The 12797-nt window shown below is 70.6% G+C and carries 16 protein-coding genes and 1 pseudogene; 6 read left to right on the top strand and 11 right to left on the bottom strand.

All coding sequences use genetic code 11. The features are described from left to right. Positions 1–14: 14 nt before the first annotated feature. From ACFXDJ_RS06680 to ACFXDJ_RS06665, 4 genes are all read right to left on the bottom strand, one after another. Positions 15–203, bottom strand: a complete 189-nt coding sequence (locus ACFXDJ_RS06680; RefSeq protein ID WP_384848051.1) for a hypothetical protein — start codon at positions 201–203, stop codon at positions 15–17. A 31-nt stretch (positions 204–234) separates the two neighbouring features. Continuing rightward, a complete protein-coding gene (locus tag ACFXDJ_RS06675) occupies positions 235–1638 on the bottom strand; it encodes a hypothetical protein (protein WP_384848048.1) in 1404 nt (467 codons plus the stop codon). A gap of 195 nt (positions 1639–1833) precedes the next feature. After that, positions 1834–2010 (bottom strand): hypothetical protein, encoded by a 177-nt coding sequence (locus tag ACFXDJ_RS06670; RefSeq protein WP_384848044.1) that lies wholly within the window; start codon positions 2008–2010, stop codon positions 1834–1836. After that, on the bottom strand, positions 2007–2150 hold the full coding sequence (locus ACFXDJ_RS06665) for a hypothetical protein (protein ID WP_384848041.1): 144 nt from the start codon (positions 2148–2150) through the stop codon (positions 2007–2009). The genes ACFXDJ_RS06670 and ACFXDJ_RS06665 overlap by 4 nt, the downstream gene beginning before the upstream one ends. Positions 2151–2356: 206 nt before the next feature. Here ACFXDJ_RS06665 and ACFXDJ_RS06660 point away from each other — a divergent pair, with 206 nt between their 5' ends. Then, positions 2357–2536, top strand: coding sequence for a hypothetical protein (locus ACFXDJ_RS06660; RefSeq protein ID WP_384848038.1), 180 nt, complete (start codon positions 2357–2359; stop codon positions 2534–2536). Here the strand turns inward: ACFXDJ_RS06660 and ACFXDJ_RS06655 are convergent. Continuing rightward, positions 2523–2942 carry a hypothetical protein gene (locus tag ACFXDJ_RS06655; RefSeq protein ID WP_384848035.1) on the bottom strand — a complete coding sequence of 140 codons (420 nt, stop codon included), beginning with the start codon at positions 2940–2942 and terminating at the stop codon, positions 2523–2525. The genes ACFXDJ_RS06660 and ACFXDJ_RS06655 overlap by 14 nt on opposite strands. A gap of 392 nt (positions 2943–3334) precedes the next feature. Between ACFXDJ_RS06655 and ACFXDJ_RS06650 the strand changes: the two genes are divergently transcribed. Further along, positions 3335–3676, top strand: coding sequence for a type II toxin-antitoxin system Phd/YefM family antitoxin (locus tag ACFXDJ_RS06650; RefSeq protein ID WP_384848032.1), 342 nt, complete (start codon positions 3335–3337; stop codon positions 3674–3676). Between the two features lie 59 nt (positions 3677–3735). Here ACFXDJ_RS06650 and ACFXDJ_RS06645 read toward each other — a convergent pair whose 3' ends face one another. Then, the gene (locus tag ACFXDJ_RS06645) at positions 3736–5373 is read right to left on the bottom strand and encodes a hypothetical protein (RefSeq protein WP_384848029.1); all 1638 of its coding nucleotides are present in this window, start codon (positions 5371–5373) and stop codon (positions 3736–3738) included. A 613-nt stretch (positions 5374–5986) separates the two neighbouring features. Between ACFXDJ_RS06645 and ACFXDJ_RS06640 the strand changes: the two are divergent. Continuing rightward, positions 5987–6781: pseudogene (locus ACFXDJ_RS06640) on the top strand (peptide-N4-asparagine amidase); the annotation flags it as partial. 84 nt (positions 6782–6865) lie between these two features. Continuing rightward, the gene (locus ACFXDJ_RS06635; protein WP_384653300.1) at positions 6866–7186 is read left to right on the top strand and encodes a nuclear transport factor 2 family protein; all 321 of its coding nucleotides are present in this window, start codon (positions 6866–6868) and stop codon (positions 7184–7186) included. On the opposite strand, the gene ACFXDJ_RS06630 is transcribed toward ACFXDJ_RS06635, so the two are convergent. Then, positions 7183–7668 (bottom strand): DUF1269 domain-containing protein, encoded by a 486-nt coding sequence (locus ACFXDJ_RS06630; RefSeq protein WP_384653298.1) that lies wholly within the window; start codon positions 7666–7668, stop codon positions 7183–7185. The genes ACFXDJ_RS06635 and ACFXDJ_RS06630 overlap by 4 nt on opposite strands. A gap of 413 nt (positions 7669–8081) precedes the next feature. Between ACFXDJ_RS06630 and ACFXDJ_RS06625 the strand changes: the two genes are divergently transcribed. Beyond that, the gene (locus ACFXDJ_RS06625; RefSeq protein WP_384653296.1) at positions 8082–8507 is read left to right on the top strand and encodes a hypothetical protein; all 426 of its coding nucleotides are present in this window, start codon (positions 8082–8084) and stop codon (positions 8505–8507) included. A 37-nt stretch (positions 8508–8544) separates the two neighbouring features. Here the strand turns inward: ACFXDJ_RS06625 and ACFXDJ_RS06620 are convergent, their stop codons facing one another. From ACFXDJ_RS06620 to ACFXDJ_RS06610, 3 genes are all read right to left on the bottom strand, one after another. Further along, on the bottom strand, positions 8545–9222 hold the full coding sequence (locus ACFXDJ_RS06620) for a 2-phosphosulfolactate phosphatase (protein ID WP_384653295.1): 678 nt from the start codon (positions 9220–9222) through the stop codon (positions 8545–8547). A gap of 51 nt (positions 9223–9273) precedes the next feature. After that, positions 9274–9867, bottom strand: coding sequence for a GNAT family N-acetyltransferase (locus tag ACFXDJ_RS06615; RefSeq protein WP_384653293.1), 594 nt, complete (start codon positions 9865–9867; stop codon positions 9274–9276). 193 nt (positions 9868–10060) lie between these two features. Further along, positions 10061–10354 carry a hypothetical protein gene (locus ACFXDJ_RS06610; RefSeq protein WP_384653291.1) on the bottom strand — a complete coding sequence of 98 codons (294 nt, stop codon included), beginning with the start codon at positions 10352–10354 and terminating at the stop codon, positions 10061–10063. A gap of 239 nt (positions 10355–10593) precedes the next feature. Between ACFXDJ_RS06610 and ACFXDJ_RS06605 the strand changes: the two genes are divergently transcribed. Beyond that, positions 10594–11370, top strand: a complete 777-nt coding sequence (locus ACFXDJ_RS06605; protein ID WP_384653289.1) for a DUF6585 family protein — start codon at positions 10594–10596, stop codon at positions 11368–11370. A 30-nt stretch (positions 11371–11400) separates the two neighbouring features. Here the strand turns inward: ACFXDJ_RS06605 and ACFXDJ_RS06600 are convergent, their stop codons facing one another. After that, a complete protein-coding gene (locus tag ACFXDJ_RS06600; protein ID WP_384653288.1) occupies positions 11401–12516 on the bottom strand; it encodes a lipase family protein in 1116 nt (371 codons plus the stop codon). Between the last annotated feature and the right edge of the window lie 281 nt (positions 12517–12797).

The raw sequence follows: 12797 nt of genomic DNA, 5'->3' as shown, positions 1-12797 counted from the left end.
CCATGTGCAGCCGGTCAGTCCTTCGTGTCGCGCATGCGCTGGTAGTGGGCTTCGTAGGGGTGGTTCACCAGGCGCACCGTTCGCCAGGCCGTTTCGGCGTCCGTCCCGGGGTGCGCGGCCATGTAGCGGTTCGCCCTCCAGGTCGTCACCGGCGCGAGCACCCATCTGGCGAGCCAGGTCACGGGTCGTACTTCCTTGGCCATTCCTTCTCCTTCGGCTTGCACTGCGGGGACATCACGGCGCCCCGACGCCCTTCCATCGGCCCAGTTCAACGAGAGCCGCGCGTACCGCGTCATCCCGGCCGCTGACCTCCTGGCGGGCCTGGTAGACGGACAGCAGACCGTTCCCCGGGAATGCCGCCCTGATGGCCTCCACGCGCTCCTCGTGGGTGAGGGCGGGGCGGCGCCTGGCGGGTACTCCCTCGACCCGGGCGCGGACGGCGGGAGGCTTCGGGGCGGTAGCCGCCAGCACCGGCTCCGGCACCTTGGCGGGCACCTCTTCCTCGGGCTCCGGCTCGGCCGGGGCGGGTACCGAGGCGGTGTTCCCCTCGGGCTCGGGGCCGGTATCCGCCTGACCGCCGTTCAGCGCGCTTGGCGGGTATGCCACCAGCGGTTTTGTCGACAGAGCGATGAAGGCGGGGAGGCCACCCTTTTCGGGCCCCTTCCATGCCGTCGTGTTGACCACCGGGGCGGGTGTAACCGGTACCGGACCAACGGAGTGAGGCGGGTGCTCCAGCGGCCCCTCGATCTCCTCGGGGCGGGTATCGGTAACGGCATCGTGCGCGTCCTCCAGGGGGGTCTCCGCCCAGGGGGACGGGAGGTCGAGGGCGTGCAGTGCGGCGGCGTGACGCCGGACCGCGAGCTGAGCGAGGAGCCGTTCCTTCTGGGCGCCGTCGAGGGCGACGCCGGAGCGGTCGAGCTGGGCGGCGAGACGGCCGGAGAGCTTGCGGCCGTCCTTGCCCTTGCGCTCCTCGTCGGTCATGCGGGCGTGCTCGTCGGCCAGTTCCACGGCCTTGGTCAGGGCGCGGTCGGCGGCGATCTGCTGGGCGGTGCGGTTGCGTACGGTCAGGCCGAGCCGGGCCATGACCCGCTCGCGCAGATCCCGCAGGAGCACCGCCATGGGGCCCTGCGACTCCTGGCCGGTCCGGTGCTTGAGGTCGAGGCCGAGCGCGGCGTGGGCGGACAGCGCGGACCCGAAGGAGCCGACGATGATCCGGACGACGGTCCCGGTGGTGAGGCCGTGGCCTTCGTGCCAGGCCGGGACCGCTGCCAGGGCGGCGAAGACCCACACGGCGGTTCCGTACCAGCCGGGCGTCTTCTCCTCGCTCGCCAGACGCTCACGCGCGCCGAGGACGCACATCATGATCAGCGCCTCGAACCCGGCGCAGGCCAGGACCCGCTCCGGCGTCCCGGTCATGGCGAGGCCGTCGAGGGTGAACCGGTACGAGGTGTTGAGGGACACCGCCGTGCAGACGATGAACGCGAAGCCCGCGGAAACGACTCCGGCGGAGAACTTCCTTTTCGACTTCTCGGGCCGGCGAGCCTTGAAGAAGACCAGCGCCAGGGCGACGGTCATTCCCGCGAGAAGTACCCACGGCCCGTACGTCTGGATCATGTCGGTGGCCATGGTGGTGCTCACCGGCCCCCCTTTCTGAGTCGTGCACGTGCGTGGCGGGCGCCGGCGAAGTAGGCGCCCATGGATCGGTACCGCTGATTCAGCGGCGGTCGGGGAATCACTGGCCGGTCCCCATGTGCAGGGCCAGCCAGATGACGAAGAGGACGGCGGCGATGTTGAGTACGGCTGTTCCGCATCCCGCCTGACGGCGCTGGGGCCTCATCCGATCCCCCGGAAGAAGTCGGCGGCGATGCGGTGCCACTCGCGGGCGGCTCGGCGGGACCGGAGTTCAGCGACCCGGGCGCGGTCCGCGGCGGTCAGGGTGCGGCGGCCGGTGGCCAGCGGGACGTCGTCCAGGCTGAGTTGGCCGAGGATGACCGCGGTGTGGCGCCTCACTCGGCGCCGCCGATGATCAGCGCGATCTCGGCGGGGTCCACGCCATGCTCGGTGAGGACGCGCTCGGTCTTGGTGCGGGCGAGCCGGACCATGTCGTCGCGCTCCTGCTCGCGGGCCTGCTCGTGCTCGGCGGCGGTCATCGGGTCCACCCCTTCGCGAGGCGGGTGGCGGTCTTCTTGGCAGTGCCCCTGTCAACCGGCGGCACGGAGGGCGGTACCTTCTTCAAAGCGATCTCCCTGGGTATGAGGGGGTTCGTGTTCAAGGCCCCGGAAGGTGTTCGCTGCACCCTCCGGGGTTTTTGCGTGTTCTCGTGCGGTGTCCGGGCCGGCGGTGGGAGCCTGGACCGATGACGAGTGCTGAGCTGCGGGACATCGCCCGTACGGTCCGACGCGGGCCCGTTGTCGAGGACGTCTGGTTCGCGTACGGCCCCCGGCCGCGGTATCACCCGCTGGTGGAGACCTGGCTGTCGGTCCGGTGGCGGATTCTCTTCCTGGTGAAGGAGGTCCGCAGGGTCAGCACTTCTTGATCTCGGTCTCCTTGGGCGAGGGCTGCTCGCCGCTGTCGAACTGCTTGCCGGTGGAGGAGACGCCGCTGACGGCGATGACCATCCGCCACTTCCCCGGCGAGCACGGCGCCGTGATCGAGAACCGCCGCTCCGGGCCCACGGGGTTGGAGTCCGGCGGGTTGGTGCTGACGGTGGACCAGGCGGAGGCACCGGCGCGCTGGTGCTGGATCTTGAGCGCCAGCGTCTGCGTCTTCGGCTGGGTCTTGCAGGTCACCGTGACGTAGCCCGACACGCGGTCGGGGCTGAGCGCCTGGATCGTCGGCTGCCCGATCAGGCAGTCGTTCCCGGCGTACGCGGTGCCCGCGCATCCGGTGAGCGTGGCCGCGCCGAGGACGACGCTGGCCGCGAGGAGCGGTACCTTCTTCACATCGAATCCCTTGATTGTGGGTTCCTGGCCCTGGCAGCGGTTGCGTCGCTGACCAGGGCTTTTCGTGTGGGTCGCGGGCGGTAGAGGTGTCGCACCTCCGCCTGTTGAAGCGCCCCGCTGGGGCCGCCCGTGGCAAGTTCTCCGTCGCTGAGGCCGTCCCCCCGTTCGTTGCGGGGGGCTCTGACGGTGCCTGTGGAGTTCTCAAGACCTCGTGCGCTTCCTTTCGCGGCCTTGTGAGCCGTTTCCGGGCGCTGTTTTCGCTGGTCAGGTGCGGTGCCGTGTCTTCAACTCGGGCCAGATGGGCCCTTGTTGCTGCGGATCGAGTGTGCCACTGAACCTTACGGATTCGCAAGGATACTCACGGAACCCTACGGTGGCTTACGATTCCTGCCATGGAGTCGATCGCGCTGGAGGCCGCCCGCCGGGGCCTGGCCCGGGTCCTGGACCGGACCCAGTTGGAGAACACCCCCGTCGCGGTCACCCGCCGGGGCAGGGCCGCCGTCGTGCTGCTGCCGCCCGGCCGGTACGCCGAGGCCGCTTCCGCGCTGGGCGAGGAGGGTGAGCCGGACGACGGGCCGCACACCGTGGACGACCTTCGGGCCGGACTCGCCGTGATCCTGCGCCGGGTTCAGTTCGAGGGCGCCCGCGTGCGGCTGCACCGACATGGAGCCCCGGCCGCCGTCGTTGTCCCGGTCGCATGGTTCGAGAAGACCCAGCCGGCCACCGCTGAGTAGCAGGGGTTCTTGCCAGGCTCCCGTCGACACCACGGCGGGGGCTTTTCGCTGCGCGGAACTCACTGGATGCCTCCTTCGAGGTAGCGGGCGAGCCGGGCCACATTGCGCTCGGGAGCCCCGGCGGCAACCCCGCGCCGGGCTCGGCGACGGTCGGTCAGCGACACCGTCCGCGGCTGACCCGCAGGCTCCAGCGGCGTCTCAGGCACGTCCCGGGGCTTCTCGGCCGCCCACCGCTCCAGTACGGCCGCGCAGGCAGTGGCCGGGTCGACGTCGGGCACCTGCGGGCGCTGCTCGGCCTCGCAGCACAGGCCGCACACCGTGGTCGTCGAACCCGCCATGGCGCTCGTGGTCCGCGAGCAGCAGGAGCAGCGCACGAGGTCCGGGAGCTGGATGCGCAGCCAGCCGAAGGGGCTGGAGATGTAGCCGCTGAATTCGGCGTCGGTCAGGCTCATGCAGGCGAGGCGGCTGGTCAGGTGGTCGGCCAGGTCCTGCGCGGTGTAGCCGTGCGCGGTGAGGACGGAGCGGATCATCGAGCGGGCCTTGAGCTTCTGGCCCTTGCTCAGCCGGTCCATCAGGCCCGGGATCTCGGAGACGACGTGGTGGACGCCCTGCGAGACGGTGAAGAGGCTGCTGGCCTCCGCGCGGAGCGCGCCGTCCCCCGATGTTGCCTCGCGCGCATAGCCGCCGTCGTGGCTCAGCCGAAGAGCGCCTTCGGCGGATGAACCATCCACTTCCTCAACTTGAACAACTACGTCAGCCAGTGGGGCGTGGAGGTGTGTAGCTCCGAAGTACCGGCGGGACCGCCCCTTCAAGGATTCCCCCGCGTTCTCCCTGGTCACAGGTTCGGCCGCGGCCGGAGAAAGCTGACCGAAGTACCGGCGGGACCGAGAAACCGAGGTCGAGGGCTTGATCGCGGGGATCTCGTAGACCGTGCCGGCGACCATGCCGGACGTGGTGGCGGTGCGGAGCGCGACGACCAGGCCGTGCGCTTCGAGCCGGGTCAGGATATGGTCCGCGGCCAGCGGGGTGCAGCCCATGAGCCGGGCCACTGCGTGCGCGGCGCGGGAGCGGCGGGTGTCAGTCAGCTTGCCCCCGGCCATGCGCAGACGACCGTTCGAGCGGGCGGAGAGGATGACGCGTACGGCGGCGAGGCGGTCCGTGCAGGCGCCCTTGCCCTCTCGCCTCGCCATCAGGCCGGGGGTGATGCCCTTGGACTCCCAGCCGGGGCCGATGACGGCCTCCAGGAACCGCAGCAGCACGGACAGCTCGACCCGGGTCAGGGCGAGGGCGGAGCCGGGGCAGCGCTGGGCGTTGTCGACGGCGGGGATGCGGACCTTGAGGCCGACGACCTTCTTGTCCTCGCGGATCTGCTGGGACTCGATCCGGGCGCCGTTACGGAGTTCAGCCAGCGCCGAGTCCACCGTGCGCCCGCTCGTGCCGGTCCAGTCGGAAAGCTCAGGCACGGAAGTCTCCAGCCGGCCCGACGCGAAATTCAGCTTGGCCACGATGACTAGCAGCACCAGGGCGGCCGGGTCGGACAGCCTCGGGCCGGAATCGAGTAGCGCGGCGACAGCCCGGCGGAAGCGCTTCCGCATCCCCGGCAGCAGGCGGAGTGGCGAGTCCGGCAGGTCCCCGGCGATCAGCTCCAGGCGTGCCCGGCGCTGCTGCGGGATCGCGGCGGCGAGAGCGGCGCTCATTGGGCCACCGCCCCACGACGCGCAGAAGTTCGGCCATTCGGCCCAACGGGGGCGGAACGGTCATGCCTACATGTGGCGCCGCGTCCGCTGACAGACGGCACAACTTGTGCCGGAGCGGATGCGCAGGGTGATGTGAGTGGCCGAACTCCGGCCACGGCGTGACGGGTTGAGCCCGCCTGTGCCAAAATTGGGGTGTTCACGGGAGGTCTGACTCCGGTGGGCCGCGCGTCGCGGAGCCGGGAAGCTCGCACGACGCAGCACTTCGAGCCCCGGGAAGGGCGAGAAGCGCATGGTGGGGATCACTCCATCGCGATGAAGGTCCGACCGCGCCCCGTGATGGTGGGCACGCCCCGTTTCGGGGGTGGTCGGACCTTCTTGCGTGCGGACGACCGTGGGAAGTGCGGCCGTGAGAGCGGGAACGCCCACAGCCGCGACCACGGAGAAACTGACGGTCCGTCGGATACCGGGCACTACACGGCACATGACGGTGCCCCCGACACGCGGGAACCCCAGGAAAGCGGGGGAAACAGCGGGAAACCCGCCCTCCCCGCCGACCAGGCCCTCACCCGAGAAACCGCAGGTCAGACCCCTGTTCCAGAGGGTATCTCTGGTATACCTCTGGTACGTCACCCCCGGCCCCCGCGCCTTCGACGTCCAGCCCGTCCGCTACGACCTCACCCCGTACGCCGCCCTCCTGAACGACGGCCGCCCGCACCGCATCGACGTATCCGTCGCCGGAGTACCGGCCGGACAGAGCGGCTGGAGCACGCCCGCCAATCTGCTGCTCTGGCAGGACGCGGCCCGCGAGGTCGTGACCGGCGCGATCACCCGCGAAGAGCAGAACGATCCGGCCAACTCCTCGCACTGGACGCCCGCCGCACCCGGCGCCGAGCACCGCCTGGACACCGAGGGCGGCCACCGGCTGACGGTCGCCGGATACCTGAACACCTCGCACGGCCGGGTCACCACGACCGTGACGCGCACCGTCCACAACACCTCGGTGCACCGTTGGACCGAGGGCGAGGACCGCGACGGGCTGAGCGCCACCTGGACCGACGAGGAGAGCGTGACGCGCGGGGCGACCACCACCCGGACCAACCGCACGTACACCATGGACGGGGAGACCACGCTCGGCGCGGGCGACCGGCTCCGTACCGTCATCACGCTCGGCGACCGTGCGGACGTCGTCACCCTGCGCGGGGGCCGGGAGACCGACCGGTCCCGGCTGGACGACCAGTACACGGGCGACGCGAGCTACACGGCGAACGTGCCGCGCGACCAGCGGCACGCGATCGCGACCACCTCCGCCCGCTACCGGCTCTACGGGACGGGGGCGCCGGGCGGCTGCTACGACCGCACGGTGAGCACCGCTCAGGGCACCGTCACGCAGGACAGCCGGCGCTGCTGACCTGGCGGGTCCTGACGCCCCGGTCGTCGCTGCTGGTGTTTCCTGGTCGCGCAGCAGTTTCCGTACGCCGACCAGGAGGCCCCTGTGATCGATCCGGCTCAGCTTTCCGACCCCGCCGTCCGCGCCTTCGTCAACGCCGTCAACGCCGGTGACCGGGCCGCCTTCCAGGCGGCGCTCACCCCGGGCGCGACCATGTCCGACGACGGGTCGGACCGTGACCTCGCCGACTGGGCGGAGAGGGAGATCTTCTCCTCCGGCGGGCACATGGCCGTCACTTCCGAGGCCGACGGCGGACGGGCCCTGGTCGTCGACTACCGCAACGACACCTGGGGTGAGATGCGCACCGCCTGGCGGTTCGACGTCGCCGGCGGGCAGGTGAGCCGCTTCGAGACCGGCCAGGCCTAGGCGGCGAAGACCTCACGGAGCTTGGCCTCGTCCGCGGTGGAGAGGTTGCTGCGGAGGAGCTGGGCGCTGCCCGTGGGGAAGGCGGCGTGCACGCGGTCCACGACGGCATCGGAGGTGAGCAGGAAGAGGGCGGAGGTGCCGGGCTTCACCTCCGCGCGGACTCCGTCGATGAACTCGTCGTCTATGCCGACGTCGGAGAGGGAACCGCCGAGGGCCCCGCCGATGGCGCCGAGGGCGGCGCCGAGCAGGGGCACGAAGAAGATCAGCCCGAAGAGCATGCCCCAGAAGGTCCCGGACAGGGCGCCGGCGGCCGTCAGGTTGTTGAGCTGCTTGGTCTTGGGCTGCTTGCGGTCGTCGGGCCAGGACACCACGGCCGCGTCGTGGATCTGGATGAGCCCCTGCTTCTGGAGGGACAGCAGGGTGCCTTCGACCTCGGCGGCGGCGTTGGGATCGGCGAACTTCCAGGCGGTGAGCGTCGACATGTCGTTCTCCTTCGAACAGGCGAGGGGAGACCACGGGGTGGCGGCCGGGGGAGTGCGTCCGGCCTGTTGCCGAGGAGGACGCACGGCTGCCATCCGAACACCACTTGCCGAACCCCGCACTTCGACAGCGGCGAGCGTCCGATCCCGGCGGGGCGGGGAGCGGGAGTGATGGCGTGTCAGCGCTGGCACGTGCCGCTTGAGGGGCACCTCGGGGATCGCGTGCACACGTAGGCCATACGGGTGAGGGATGACGAAACCGCAGATCAGTGACGGTCCCAACACAGCCTGTGCGCGCGGTTGGTGATCGGATGCGGAATCTGACGGGTTATGGAAAGTTTGTCCGGACCTGTCCGGTGCCTCATCCGCGAAGCTCTCGCGGAGGCAGCGGATTCCCGTAGAGAAGGGCATCTTTCATGAAGCGTTTCGTGGCGACCACCATGCTCTGCGCCACCGCCGCGCTCGGTCTCACCGCGTGCTCCGACGACAGCAGTCCCAAGGACAAGGCCACGCAGGCCGCGAGCGCGCTGTGCACGAACCTGTCGGCGCTCAAGGGTGACACGGCCAAGCTCGACGCCCTCGACCCGGCCACTGCCACGAAGGATCAGATCAAGGACGCCTACGAGGCGGTGCAGAAGGACTGGGCCGCCGTCAGCAGTGACCTGGGAGACCTGAAGGGTGCCAAGAAGGACGCCGTGAGCGGCGCCGCCGACGGGCTGAAGAAGGCGTACGAGGGCCTGCCGGGAGACACCACCGGCAAGGACGCGCTCACCGCCATACGACCCCAGATACAGAAGCTGAACGAGACCGCGGCCGCCGCCTCCACCAGCGTCGCCTGCTGACACCGGCCCGCGGACGACGAGGCGAGGCGCGCGCGGCCTAGGGGACGCGGTGCGGACGTAGGACCATGAGCGAGCCTTCCAAGGTCGCCACCATGGCGAAGGGGAACCGGTCGAGCTCAAGACAGAGTGCGACGTCATCGGGATGGACCCCCTGACGTACGCCCTCCGTCAGCTCGGCGGCGGCGCGCGACGTGGCGGCGCGGCGGAGGAACTCGGCGGCATCCGTACCGGCTTCGGTGGTTCTCCGGGCGATGTACTGAGCGCACGCCAGATCTTCATCGGCCTGTCCGTCCTCGCCGGTGACGACGAACGTGACGCCGTCACCCGTGCGTGTCCGCAGGAGCCGAGCCGTCGCGTCCGCCACCACGAAGCTGGCGCACAGCACCAGCGGCGCGTCCTTGACCGCGAGGGCGCCGACCGTCCCCGCCGTGGTCTTCTGCACGACGGTCCGTCCGCCGAGGTCGATGGACCGCAGGAGGCCTGGCGAGTTGACGGCGTCGAACCCGGGGGCGGGCGGACCGTCCTTGAGCGCCACCCAATCCGGGTGCTGGGCCTTGAGCGCGAGGGCTTCGTCCAGCGACCCGGCAAGAACGATCTTCTCCGCCCCCTGGCCGAAGGCCCAGGCGGCCACGGTGAAAGCACGCATGACGTCGACCACCACGGCCACGGACGGGACTTCGGCGAGATCGGGGATACCGAGGAAACGAGCGTTCATGCGGTCATGATCACGGATGCCCATCCCGGGGCACGCGCAGAGTGGTACGCATCACCTCGACGGCGACGCCGTCGGCAGCCCCCGCATGGCGCCTGTCAGCGGGGCCAGTGTGCGCCATCCCATCGTCTCGTACAGGGCTCGCCCTTCCGGCGTCGCGCCCAGCACGCCTGCCGTGGCGCCCTGCCCTGCGGCGGCGGCGGTGAGGCTGCGCATCACCAGGCGCCCCAGGCCGCGGCGCTGGTGGGCCGGGTCGGTCTCCACCTGGTCGACGACGGCGCCGAGGCCGGTGACGGCGATCTGGCCGCGCGCGGCGAAGGCGCCGTCGGCGGTGCGCACCAGGGCGCGGGTGACGCCGGCGCGAGTCCAGGTACTCAGCCGGTAGCCGTCGGGTTCGGCCAAGGCCTGGGCCTGGCCGGCGGGCAGCGGAGCGGACATCAGGTAGCCGGCTCCGCCGGCGAGGTGCCAGCCGGGGGCGAGCCAGGGTTCGAGCGTTTCCGGCGGCACGAACGCCTTCAGCCAGACGCCGGGCGCGGTGGCGTGGTCGGTGATCTTGCGGACGGTCGCCTCGTCCGCGGAGTGCAGGACGTGGCGCATGACGTGTCCGGAGAGGCCGACGTCGATGGTGACCCCCCAGGCGTGGGTCACGGGTTCGGCTGCGCCGCGCGAAACGGTCCAGCCGTGGACCCATGCTCGTGCGGCCTCGGCCGTGTGCGCGAAAGGCAAGGTTCCCCCCGAGTAGGTAATAGACGAACTGCCTCAATGATTATTACATCAGGAGGTCGTGGCGGTACCGTGAAGAGCGCGGTCGCCCCGGTCGCATCACCCTCGGTGAGCCGCGTCAGCTGTGGGGAGGTTCGGGCAGTCGGCGGAGTTCGAGGAGGGCCATCGCGATTTTCACCGCGGTCGAGATCGTCAGGGCCTGAAGAAACGGCATGCCCATGAGCCACAGGGCCACCATCATGACCGTGAGCACCAGGAATGCCGGGACCAGATTGGTTCGCCTGATCGCGGTCCGCAGGTGTGCGGCTCTGCTCCGACGCCGGGTCACCGTACCGATCGGGCGCGCGGTACCGCCTTCCTCCCCGGTTCGCGGCATTGGCTGCTGCCCTTCCGTCGTGTTCGTCTCCGGCAACGAGTGTGGGATGCGCCTCGGGGGTCTGCCACCGCTGCGACTCGTCCCCGCCGCCGTCCGAGGTACAGGTTCACCTCACCGGGCCAGTGCCCCTGCGTGCCCCGCACGCACATCACCGCCGTGGCCAGAGGTGTCCGCCACATCCGCCTTCGTTTCATTGACAACCACTACCCCGTGCCCAATGTTGGATCACCGTAAGGTCAGTTGCTCGCCGCACGGAGGGTACGGGGGATTCGACGATGAGCCAGGCTGCGCCCCATGGGGATGCGCTCGTTCAGGAGATCGGGCGGCTGGCGGTACGGGAGGGGCTGGGCCGGCACCGGGCCGCCTACCCGTCGATCGCGGCGGCGCAGCGCAGACACGCGGGCTGCGTCTCGGTCGGTGCGGTGATCGTCGCGGTCCTCGCGGTGATCAGCCTGGCGACCGGATACCCGGCCCTGGCGATGGTCCTGGCCGTACCGCTTCTCATCTTCCTCTTCGCGATCGTGAGATACAGCGGCGCGGCGAGCCGGAACGAGGGCTCACGGCTCGACCTGTACGAGCACGGGCTCACGATCGCCCATGGAGGGCGCGTCCGGGCGGTCCGCAACGCCGACACCTCTGTGCTCCAGAACATCGTGCGCCACACCCGCTACGGCCAGACCACCAACATCACGTACGCGTACACGGTCACCGACACCACCGGCGAACAGATGACCCTGAGCGGCGGATTCGCCAACCCCCAAGAATGGGGGCCGGTGATCCAACTGGCCGTCACCGAGGCCCAGTTCCCTCAGGCGGCGGACCGGATCATCGCAGGGCAGCGCCTCGACTTCGGCCCCCTGTGGCTGACGTCCGCGGAGATCGGCTCCGGTGACAAGTCGGTGCCCTGGCCGCAGATCGAGGAGGTCTCGGTACAGGACGGGTTCGTGAGGGTCCGGGTCGCGGGCCGCTGGAGCAGCCTCACGACCACGCCCGTACGGCGGATCCCGAACTTCTTCATCTTCCGCGCCCTGACGGAGCGACTCCAGCGCTGACGGCATGAGCCGCACCCGCATCAACCCCGTTCAGAACGCGCAGCTCGCGGTAGTCGGCGTACCGGCGCGCCGGGCGTCCAGCCAGGCGATCGCGTCGTCCAGCGGGCCGTCGCTGATGGTGTGCCCCTGGTCGGCGTAGTACTTGAACTCCAGGTTCACGCCCTTGTCGCACAGTTCCCGGGCGAGCGTCTGGTTGAGGTTGCTCAACACATCGTTGCCGCCCTGCGGCAACAACACCGGGACGCTGGTGGTGACTTCGTTGCTGGCGCTGGCCTTGAGGGTGGCGTTGAGCGGTCCCAGATCGGCGCCGGGTCGCAGGATGTCCGTGGGGGGCGGGACCTCGGTGTCGCCGGTGACGCAGGGCTCGGTCCAGATGCGGTCGGCGGCAGCCAGCGCGTCGGGGGTGAGGAGTTCGGCGGGCTTGACCGCCGGGTCGGCCGCCGAGGCTCCGTCGATGAGCATCAGCAGCATCCCGGCGTAGGGCGTGGCCACCGGGCTCTGTTGGGCGAACAGGGCCGGCATCCACTCGAATCCGACCGCCGGTGCATTGGCGACCACGCCCTTGAGGTCGAGGTCGGGCGCGTACTCGGCGGCGTAGTGCGCGCTCCACAGCGCCGCGTGCCCGCCCTGTGATCCACCGTAGACGAGCGCTGTCGTGCTCGCCCCCGGGTCGATCCCGCGAGCGGCGCGGAGGAGATCGAGCGTGGCGTACGCGGCGGACTTGCCGTTGAGGTACGGATGCCTGACCCCGGTCACCCCCAGGCCGACGTAGTCGGGCTGCACGACGGCGAATCCACGCGCGAGGAGCTTCGCGACCGCGCTCGTGTCCTCCAGTCCGGCGAAGGCCGGCATGCGGGACGGGGCGCACGTCGTGCCGATGCCCATGGTGCCGTGGTCCACGGCGGCGACGGGCCGCCCGCCGGCGGGTGCGGGCCCGTCCGGAACGGTCACCAGCCCACTCGCCGCCACCGGCTTGCCGTCGGTCCCGGTGCTCAGGTACATCACCAGCACGGTGTGCGACGGCAGCGTCAGCTTCAACTCGGGCGGGGTGTAAGGGCGTTGGCGGATTACGGCGCCGGGCTTGCCCGGAGGCAGCGGATGCGGCGGGTCGTAGAACGCGTCGCCCTCGGGTACCGGTGTGGCCACGGCCCGTCCCTCCGGGGACCGGTCGCCGCCGGCTCGGCTGCAGCCCGACAGCGCCAGTACCGCGACGATCGCACAGGCGGCGGCCCGGCGGGACGCGCGGACCATCGCCAACGCCGCTGTACGCCTGCCGCGTCCGCTCCGGGAGCCCGGCCGTGTACGCGAGGGGAGCGGCACCGTTCGTACGGTGCCGGGGAGGTGGCTCGGTCCGTGCGTCAAGGACGATCTCCTTTGCGTACGCGGCTGCCGTGCGGCGCCGCCGGATGGAGGCTCTGACCTGGGCG

The organism is Streptomyces sp. NPDC059443 (genome assembly GCF_042750105.1).
Classification (GTDB): Bacteria; Actinomycetota; Actinomycetes; order Streptomycetales; family Streptomycetaceae; genus Streptomyces.
Note: the sequence above shows the minus strand (reverse complement) of the source record. Positions and strands in the feature narration are given on the sequence as shown.

What these genes read in the sequence shown, in the direction of transcription:
- ACFXDJ_RS06680 (WP_384848051.1), bottom strand. Translation starts at nt 203, where the DNA reads ATGGCCAAGGAAGTACGACCCGTGACCTGGCTCGCCAGATGGGTGCTC.
- ACFXDJ_RS06665 (WP_384848041.1), bottom strand. Translation starts at nt 2,150, where the DNA reads ATGACCGCCGCCGAGCACGAGCAGGCCCGCGAGCAGGAGCGCGACGAC.
- ACFXDJ_RS06660 (WP_384848038.1), top strand. Translation starts at nt 2,357, where the DNA reads ATGACGAGTGCTGAGCTGCGGGACATCGCCCGTACGGTCCGACGCGGG.
- ACFXDJ_RS06650 (WP_384848032.1), top strand. Translation starts at nt 3,335, where the DNA reads ATGGAGTCGATCGCGCTGGAGGCCGCCCGCCGGGGCCTGGCCCGGGTC.
- ACFXDJ_RS06645 (WP_384848029.1), bottom strand. Translation starts at nt 5,373, where the DNA reads ATGAGCGCCGCTCTCGCCGCCGCGATCCCGCAGCAGCGCCGGGCACGC.
- ACFXDJ_RS06630 (WP_384653298.1), bottom strand. Translation starts at nt 7,668, where the DNA reads ATGTCGACGCTCACCGCCTGGAAGTTCGCCGATCCCAACGCCGCCGCC.
- ACFXDJ_RS06625 (WP_384653296.1), top strand. Translation starts at nt 8,082, where the DNA reads ATGAAGCGTTTCGTGGCGACCACCATGCTCTGCGCCACCGCCGCGCTC.
- ACFXDJ_RS06620 (WP_384653295.1), bottom strand. Translation starts at nt 9,222, where the DNA reads ATGAACGCTCGTTTCCTCGGTATCCCCGATCTCGCCGAAGTCCCGTCC.
- ACFXDJ_RS06605 (WP_384653289.1), top strand. Translation starts at nt 10,594, where the DNA reads ATGAGCCAGGCTGCGCCCCATGGGGATGCGCTCGTTCAGGAGATCGGG.